Source organism: Luteitalea sp. (genome assembly GCA_009377605.1).
GTDB lineage: Bacteria > Acidobacteriota > Vicinamibacteria > Vicinamibacterales > Vicinamibacteraceae > WHTT01.
The window spans coordinates 1-7,886 of record WHTT01000155.1 but is presented as its reverse complement, the minus strand read 5'-3'; the positions used below and the strand labels follow the sequence as shown (position 1 = coordinate 7,886).

The 7,886-nt window shown below is 64.9% G+C and carries 8 protein-coding genes; 5 read left to right on the top strand and 3 right to left on the bottom strand.

Translation table 11 applies throughout. The features are described 5' to 3' along the window. Positions 1-597 precede the first annotated feature (597 nt). The 3 genes from GEV06_27540 to GEV06_27530 are packed head-to-tail and all read right to left on the bottom strand — an operon-like array spanning position 598 to position 3,028. Entirely contained in the window at positions 598-1,452 is an 855-nt protein-coding gene (locus GEV06_27540) for a 3-hydroxybutyryl-CoA dehydrogenase (GenBank protein ID MPZ21614.1), read from the bottom strand. A 38-nt stretch (positions 1,453-1,490) separates the two neighbouring features. Then, entirely contained in the window at positions 1,491-2,684 is a 1,194-nt protein-coding gene (locus tag GEV06_27535) for an acetyl-CoA C-acyltransferase (GenBank protein MPZ21613.1), read from the bottom strand. A 32-nt stretch (positions 2,685-2,716) separates the two neighbouring features. Further along, positions 2,717-3,028, bottom strand: coding sequence for a DUF721 domain-containing protein (locus tag GEV06_27530; GenBank protein ID MPZ21612.1), 312 nt, complete (start codon positions 3,026-3,028; stop codon positions 2,717-2,719). 104 nt (positions 3,029-3,132) lie between these two features. Between GEV06_27530 and GEV06_27525 the strand changes: the two genes are divergently transcribed. The 5 genes from GEV06_27525 to GEV06_27505 form a co-directional block, all read left to right on the top strand. After that, a complete protein-coding gene (locus tag GEV06_27525) occupies positions 3,133-3,714 on the top strand; it encodes a septum formation inhibitor Maf (GenBank protein ID MPZ21611.1) in 582 nt (193 codons plus the stop codon). A 184-nt stretch (positions 3,715-3,898) separates the two neighbouring features. Beyond that, the gene (locus tag GEV06_27520; GenBank protein MPZ21610.1) at positions 3,899-4,336 is read left to right on the top strand and encodes a hypothetical protein; all 438 of its coding nucleotides are present in this window, start codon (positions 3,899-3,901) and stop codon (positions 4,334-4,336) included. Between the two features lie 30 nt (positions 4,337-4,366). Continuing rightward, positions 4,367-6,835: a heme lyase CcmF/NrfE family subunit gene (locus GEV06_27515; GenBank protein MPZ21609.1), complete on the top strand. Its 2,469-nt coding sequence runs from the start codon at positions 4,367-4,369 to the stop codon at positions 6,833-6,835. After that, positions 6,822-7,433 carry a hypothetical protein gene (locus tag GEV06_27510; protein MPZ21608.1) on the top strand — a complete coding sequence of 204 codons (612 nt, stop codon included), beginning with the start codon at positions 6,822-6,824 and terminating at the stop codon, positions 7,431-7,433. Before GEV06_27515 ends, GEV06_27510 begins: the two co-directional genes overlap by 14 nt. Continuing rightward, positions 7,430-7,886, top strand: a 457-nt coding sequence (locus GEV06_27505; protein MPZ21607.1) for a hypothetical protein, incomplete at its 3' end; no start/stop codon positions are given. The genes GEV06_27510 and GEV06_27505, both read left to right, overlap by 4 nt.

Sequence of the window (7,886 nt, the reverse complement as noted above, 5' to 3'; positions counted from 1 at the left end):
CAGCAGTATTTGCAATGCTCGGCGTGCTGCCGGATGTCGACTTGCTCTTCGGCGTGCACAGCACGTACACCCACAGCATTGGCGCCGTTGCCATTGTGCTAGCAGTCGCCTGGCTCATCATCCGACCGGGCCTCGGGGCGGGCACATCCGCATCGTCCCACATCCCGGGCCGGCGGCGTGCCGTTGGAGACCAGCGCCGGCTCGTGTGCGCGGCTGCGCTGGCGTACGGATCGCACATCCTATTGGACTGGCTCGGCCATGATCCGACGCCGCCGGTAGGAATCACCGCGCTCTGGCCATTCTCCGCCGCCTACTACACTTCCGGGCTCCATCTCTTCATGCCGATCTCGCGGCGATATTGGCTCGACACCTTCTGGCACCACAACCTGATTGCCGTCGCCCGCGAATTGCTTTTCCTCGTGCCGTCGGTGCTGCTCGCATGGCGGTGGGCCGAACCACGAAGAACACGAAGAAAACCAATTGACTAATTTGAATTGATGGCTTCTTCGTGATCTTTGTGTCCTTCGTGGTGGAAAAACTTCGTGCCCTTCGTGGTTCAACCTTCGTGTCCTTACTGTTGCCTCGCCGAGGCGGCCGCTAATATCGATAAAACCCCCGACCGCTCTTGCGTCCAAGGTGACCTGCCGTCACCATGCGGCGGAGCAGTGGGCACGCGCGGTACTTTGGGTCGCCGAGACCGTCGTGGAGGACGTCGAGGATGGCGAGGCAGACATCGAGCCCAATGAAGTCTGCCAGCGTGAGCGGACCCATGGGATGGCTCATGCCGAGCTTCATCACCGTGTCGATGGCCTCCGGCGTGCCAACGCCTTCCATCACGGCAAAGGCCGCCTCGTTGATCATCGGCATCAGGATCCGGTTCGCGATGAACCCCGGATAATCGGCGGCTTCGACGGCCGTCTTGCCGAGCCGCGCACAAAGCGTCTGCGCGACGGCCAGCGATTCGTCAGACGTGGCCTGGCCACGAACCAGCTCGACGAGCGGCATCAGCGGCACGGGATTCATGAAGTGCATGCCGAGCACCTGCTCGGGCCGTCTGGTGGATGCGGCAATCAGCGTGATCGAGATGGAGGAGGTGTTGGTGGCGAGAATGACATTGCCGCGAGTAAGGTCGTCGAGCCGCCGAAACAGCTCACACTTTGCCTCGGCAGATTCAATGATTGCCTCGACCGCGTAATCGACATCGGCGAGCGCGTCGATGTCGGCATGCATGGACAGACGCGCCCACGCCGCATCGCGTTCGCTGGCCGTGAGCTTACCCTTTTCGACGAGCTTCGAGAGACTCTTCTCGATGGCGCTGCGGGCGCGGTCGAGGGCAGGTGCCGATTCGTCGTGCAACCGTACGTCGTAGCCCGCCTGCGCAAACACCTGGCCGATACCATGGCCCATGGTGCCCGCGCCGATCACACCTATCCTCTGGATCGTCGTGGTCATGTGAACGCGTTGCGCGGACTCAGTGATGAACAGCGCGATCAGGCATGCCCATCTGTGCGCTCGACGGCGAGCGCGACGCCGTTTCCGCCACCGAGACAGAGCGCGGCGATGCCGCGTCGCGCGCGGCGCTGCTTCATCGCGTAGAGCAGCGTTGTGAGCACGCGTGCCCCGCTGGCCCCGATTGGATGACCGAGTGCTACGGCACCCCCATGCACGTTGACCCGAGACGGATCGAGCCCAAGCTCTCGCGTGACCGCGACCGCCTGCACCGAGAACGCTTCGTTGAGCTCGACCAAGTCCACCTCGTCTGAAGACCACCCCGCCTTCGCCAACACTCTTCGGACGGCGTCGACCGGCGTCATCATCACCCACTTGGGGGCAAGGCCGCTCGTGGCCTGGGCAACGATCCGTGCCAGCGGTGTGAGGCCAAGCGCATCGGCTCGCTCGCTGGACATGATGACGAGGGCCGCGGCGCCATCGTTCACGCCAGGTGCGTTGCCGGCCGTGACCGTGCCGTCCCGCTTGAATGCCGGCTTGAGCGTGGCAAGGCCTTCGGGCGTCGTGTCCTCTCGGATGGGCTCGTCCCGGTTGATGAGGAGAGGCTCCCCCTTCTTCTGGGGGATCGACACTGGGAGCAGTTCCGCCGCGAACAGGCCTTCACGCGTGGCCCGTGCGGCACGTCTGTGGCTTTCGGCGGCGTAGGCATCCTGTTGGTCGCGACCGATGCGATACTTCTCGGCGACGGCCTCGCCCGTCATGCCCATGTGGCACTCTTCGAACGCGCACCACAAGCCGTCGCGGATCACCGAATCAACGACTTCGCCGTCACCGAGTCGCAAGCCTTCGCGAGCGCGTGGCAGCAGGTAAGGGCCGTTGGTCATCGACTCCATGCCGCCCGCCACGGCGATGTCGATGTCGCCCGTTGCGATGCCCTGCGCGGCCAGCATCACCGCCTTCAGCCCGGAGCCGCAGACCTTGTTGATCGTGAGCGCCGCCACGTGATCCGGCAGACCGCCGTGGAGCGCCGCCTGGCGCGCGGGATTCTGGCCCACACCGGCCGACACGACGTTGCCCATGATGCACTCGTCCACCGTGGCCGGATCGATGCCGGCGCGGCGCACCGCCTCGCGGACGACCATTGCGCCGAGATCGGGCGCAGAAAAGCTCTTCAACTGACCGAGCAGCTTGCCCGTGGGCAGCCGCACGGCACCGACGATAACGGCTTGACGCATGACAATGAAGTCCCGTCGATACGCTCCGAAGCTCACCGCTTCCTATCGACGGGCGTTCCCTCCGACATGATGACGAGGCCGGCGAAGTCGTCGCCCAGCCAGCTGCGCAAGCGCGCTTCGATCAAGTCGTGCTGTGCTTCGAGCTCGCGCCGCCATTGCGGGCTGGCCGGTTCGACGAGCAGGACGCCGTCCGATCGCCGCTCGAGGCGCGTGGCGCGCTCGATTGCCGTGCCGACGGCAGCTCGCCATGCAAATGCCAGCTTGCCCGATGACATCGGCTGTCGCGCGAGCACGCTCCGAAGGACCGTGGGTAGAATCCCACCGAGTGGCTGGAAGGCTCCCACGCGTCGAGTGTAACAAAAACGGGAAAGGGGACGGCCCTCGTTTTCTCAGCGTAAGAAAATGAAAACGAGGGTTGTCCCCTTTCCCGTTTTTGTATGATCACGGGATGCGACTCGTCCTGGCTTCTGGATCGCCGCGCCGCGCCGCCCTGCTCAACGCAGCCGGCATTCCCTTCGTCGTGCGCGCCGCGAACGTCGACGAACGATGGTTCGACGGCGAGGCCCCCGAGGCGCACGTCAGACGGCTCGCCGACGCGAAAGCCCGGGCGGTGTGCGTATCTGAAGCGATCGGTGGCAACCTGGTGCTTGCCGCCGACACGGTCGTCGTTCTGGACCAGGTGATTCTCGGCAAGCCGCGTGATGAGGTAGAAGCGGTGGCCATGCTCAACCGTCTCTCCGGCCGTCAGCACGAGGTCTTGACCGGCGTCGCTGTGGTAGGGCCGGACCACAGGGAGGTGACCGTCGAGACGACGCGGGTCTGGATTGCGCCGCTCGAGTCTGCGGACATCACGTGGTACGTGGCGAGCGGCGAGCCGCGGGACAAGGCGGGCGCTTACGCGATCCAAGGGCTGGCCTCGCGCTTCGTGACTCGGATCGACGGCTCCTATACGAACGTGGTCGGCCTGCCGGTCGCCCCGGTCGTGCAGATGCTCAGGCGTGCCCGGTTCCCGCTGCTCGGTGGAGCGTAGGCAAACCGCCCCTAGATCCCTAGATCCCTAGATCCCTAGATCCCTAGATCCCTAGATCCCTAGATCCCTTGACCCCTAGATCCCTTGCCCCCTAGATCCCTTCCCAATTGACCCTCCTGCCAAACGCGCATATCCTGGGACACGGGTATTCCACGAGCGTCCGGTGGCATCCCAGGATACGTGTATGCGACAGAAAGCCTTCAAGGTCGGCCTGACCACGCTGGTGTTGGCGGTGGCGTTTGGCGGTTTGCTGTACTCGACCCTTCGCGAGGGCGCCGCGTACTACAAGCATGTCGACGAAGTGATGACTGATCCGGAGGCCTGGTACGGAAAGCGGCTGCAATTGCACGGGTTCGTAGCCGACGATTCGCTGTTGCGCAGGCCCGACTCGCTCGACTATCGCTTTCAAATCACCAACAACGGCAAGATCGTCAACGCCACGTACAGCGGCGTCGCGCCGGACACGTTCAAGGAGGGCGCCGAGGTCGTGGTGAAAGGCCGGCTGTCGCCAGAGGGATTCGCCGTCGAGCCGAACGGCGTCATGGCGAAGTGCCCATCGAAGTACCAACCGAAGTCGGGCGTACCGGTTCGCTCCGCCGCTTCGACACGCGCGTCCGAGTGACGCTCGCGCGGTGCCCCCTGACCGCTTTTCATGTCCAGTCTCGGGACGTTCGTCCTGTTCGTCACGTTCGTGACCGCGAGCTACGCGGCAGCCGCCTCGGTGGTGGGCGCGCGGAGGCGGTCGACCCGCCTCGTCGAGAGCGGCATTGGCGCCGCGTACCTCGTCGCGGCACTCCTCACCGTTGCCTCCGCCCTCATCGTCTACGCCTTCGTCGTCGGTGACTATTCGATTCGATACGTCCAGCTCACGTCCGATACCGCGCAGCCGCTCATCTACAAGCTGACGGCGTACTGGGGCGGGCTCGACGGGTCGGTGATGTTCTGGGTGTTCGTGCTCGCCGTCTTTGGCGCGTTTGCGGTGCGCAATACGCGTGACTCCCATCGCGAGCTCATTCCTTACGTCGTGGCGGTGATTGCCGTCGTCGAGATGTTCTTCCTCTTCTTGATGATGGTCCATACCAACCCGTTCGCGCCGTTTCTGACCGAGACGCCGAGCGAAGGCCAGGGGCTGACACCGCTGTTGCAGAACCCGTACATGGCCATCCACCCGCCGTCGCTCTACATCGGCTTCGTCGGAATGACCATCCCGTACGCGTTTGGCATGGCAGCGCTGATCACAGGCTATCTCGACGATTCGTGGCTGCGTGCGGTTCGCCGCTGGACGATGATCGGCTGGTTGTTCCTGTCGCTGGGCCTGACCCTTGGGATGATTTGGGCGTACGAGGAGCTCGGCTGGGGCGGCGTGTGGATGTGGGACCCGGTCGAGAACGCTGGTCTGCTGCCGTGGATTACCGGCACGGCGTTCCTGCACTCTGTCATGGTGCAGGAACGGCGCGGCATGCTGCGCGTCTGGAACATGACGCTGGTCATCCTCACATTTCTGTTGACGATCTTCGGCACGTTCATGACGCGTTCCGGCGTCGTGCAGTCGGTGCACGCATTCGGTGAGGATCCCAAGCTCGCCATGATGTTCGCGGTGTTCATGGTGATCATCGTGACCGTGAGCTTCGGCCTGGTCCTGTATCGCCTGCCGCTGCTGCGCTCACGCCATGAGCTGGACTCCTGGGCGTCGCGCGAGGCAGCGTTCCTCGCCAACAACTGGGTCCTGCTGTTCTCAGCGCTGTTCGTCCTGTTTGCGTCGATGTTTCCGACGCTGAGCGAAGCGGTGACGGGGGATCGGTTGACGGTGGGGCCGCCGTTCTTCAACAAATGGATGCTGCCGATTGGCTTGATCCTGCTCGGGCTGACCGGCGTCGCGCCGTTGCTCGCTTGGCGCAAGACCACGCTGGCCAACCTGCGCTACCAGTTGCTATGGCCCACGCTCGTCGGCATCCTCACGGCAATCGGGCTCTGGATCGCCGGCGTGCGTGTCTGGTCGTCCGGCCTTTGCTTTGCGTTGTCTGCGTTTGTCATCACCACTCTCGTCCAGGAGTTCGTCCGCGGCGCCGGCGTACGGGCGGCGACGACCGGATCGGGTCGCTTCACGGCGGCGGTTGGTCTCGTGGCGCGTAATCACCGTCGCTACGGCGGGTACATCGTCCATCTGGGCATCGTGCTCATGTTCCTGGGTTTTGCCGGCAACGGCTTCAAACAGGAAGAACAGGTGTTGCTCAAGCCGGGCCAGCAGGTGCGCGTGGGCAGCTTTACGGTGCGACACGAGAGCATCCGCGTGAGCCAGGACGCGCGCAAGCAGGCGGTGACGGCGACGGTGTCTGCCTGGAAGGATGACCAAGCGCTGGGGCGTCTCTATCCTGCGCGCTGGTTCTTCCACAAGAACGAGAGCGAGCCGACGACCGAGGTGGCGATCCGGCGTGGCGTCTTCGAAGACCTCTACGTCGTCATGGCAGGCTTCGAAGTGCAGGCGCAGTCGGCGACCTTCCATGTCGTGATCAATCCGCTCGTGAACTGGATCTGGACCGGATTCGGCGTGCTGGCGCTCGGGACGTTGATTGCGCTGCTGCCGGAGCAGGCGTTCGCGATGGCCCTGGGATCGGTGCCATCGGGCGCGGCCACCGCGCCGGTGCTGCTGCTCTTGCTGTTTGGGAGCCCGGCCCTCGCGCGTGCGCAGCATGTGGGCGGCTCGACGACCGTGACGGTACCTGGAACGCAGCTCGAGCGCGAGCTGCGCCGCGAGATCGTCTGCACGTGCGGCGGCTGCGGCCGTCAGTTGGTGGCCGACTGCATCTGTCCGACGGCGGCCGGCATGCGCGACGAGATCACGAAGCTGGTGAACGACGGTAAGAGCCGCGAGCAGGTGTATGCGTACTTCATCGAACAGTACGGCAGTCAGGAGCCGCTGGCCATGCCGATCGATGAAGGCTTCAATCGGTTGGCCTGGGCGGTGCCGTACGCGGTTGGGGCCTCAGGCTTGATGCTGATCGGCGCGGCAGTGTTCTTCTGGTCTCGACGCCGTGACGAAGCCGATGAGGCGTCGAGTGCTAGCGACACAGACGAGGCACTGGCTCGCCGACTCGAGGAGGAGCTGCGTGACCTCGACTGACGTTGCCAGCGGCCTCCGACCGTGGCAGTTCTTCTTGATCGCCTCGTTTATCGCGGCCACCGCCGCCATCCTGGTGGCGCGCGAGACACATCCCGCGGCCTTGGTGCTGCTGAGCGTCGTCATCTGTAGCGCCGGCTGCGCTGGCTTTGGCGCGTACCGGATGCTGGTGCCGCTCGTGCTCGGCGAGTCTGCTCGCTGGCGCGCCCAACGAAGCAGCGGCGCGCGCACCGCGCTCGATCGCGAGAAGCAGCTCGTCTTGCGATCCATCAAGGAGCTCGAGTTCGACCGCGCGATGGGCAAGGTTTCTGATCGCGACTTCGACGACATGCGCGCGCGCTTACGGCAGCGCGCTCTTGGCTTGATGCAGCAGCTGGACGCGCTGGGCGAGGAGACCGACGAGCCGTCGAAGACGACTTCTTCGTCCAGCGGGTACCGTGCAGCGATCGAGGACGATCTCGCGCGGTTGCTCTCAGATGAGGAGGCCGCGCCGCTGGCCGCGCAGACCGCCGACGCGACCGCTGCCCAGTCGTGTCAGTCGTGTGGCACGAGTAACGATGGCGACGCGCGGTTCTGCAAGTCCTGCGGACGAGCACTATGAGTCGTGCGTTTGGCACCGGATCGGGTCCCGCGCGGACACTCGTAGCGCAGGCCTTCAGGCCTGCCAGAGCCGCGCTCTGGGCCATCGTATGGATTGTGGCGACCGCCCTGCTCGCCGCAAACGCGACGGCGCAGCCTGACATTCGCCAGATGGCTGGCGTGCCGCTGCCGAGCGCCGATCTGCCGAACGGTACCGTGACGGTGCGGGTCGTGCGGCAGACGATCTCCACCAACGCTCCCGACCAGCGCGTGGAGCTGGTGGGCGGCACGGAGCCCGTGGCAGAGGTCACCGACGCCAGCGGACGTGCGCAATTCGAGAACGTGCCTCGAGGCGTGACAATGCGGGCGGTGGCCGTTGTCGACGAGGAGCGTCTCGAGTCGCAGCCGTTTCAGCTGCCTGAGGAGGGTGGCGTTCGGCTGCTGCTCGCGGCAGGCGTTGGCATGACGCGCGGCG

Bases quoted from the DNA above. Each gene is read 5' to 3' on its own strand.
- GEV06_27540 (MPZ21614.1), bottom strand. From the start codon at position 1,452: ATGACCACGACGATCCAGAGGATAGGTGTGATCGGCGCGGGCACCATG.
- GEV06_27535 (MPZ21613.1), bottom strand. From the start codon at position 2,684: ATGCGTCAAGCCGTTATCGTCGGTGCCGTGCGGCTGCCCACGGGCAAG.
- GEV06_27525 (MPZ21611.1), top strand. From the start codon at position 3,133: ATGCGACTCGTCCTGGCTTCTGGATCGCCGCGCCGCGCCGCCCTGCTC.
- GEV06_27520 (MPZ21610.1), top strand. From the start codon at position 3,899: ATGCGACAGAAAGCCTTCAAGGTCGGCCTGACCACGCTGGTGTTGGCG.
- GEV06_27515 (MPZ21609.1), top strand. From the start codon at position 4,367: ATGTCCAGTCTCGGGACGTTCGTCCTGTTCGTCACGTTCGTGACCGCG.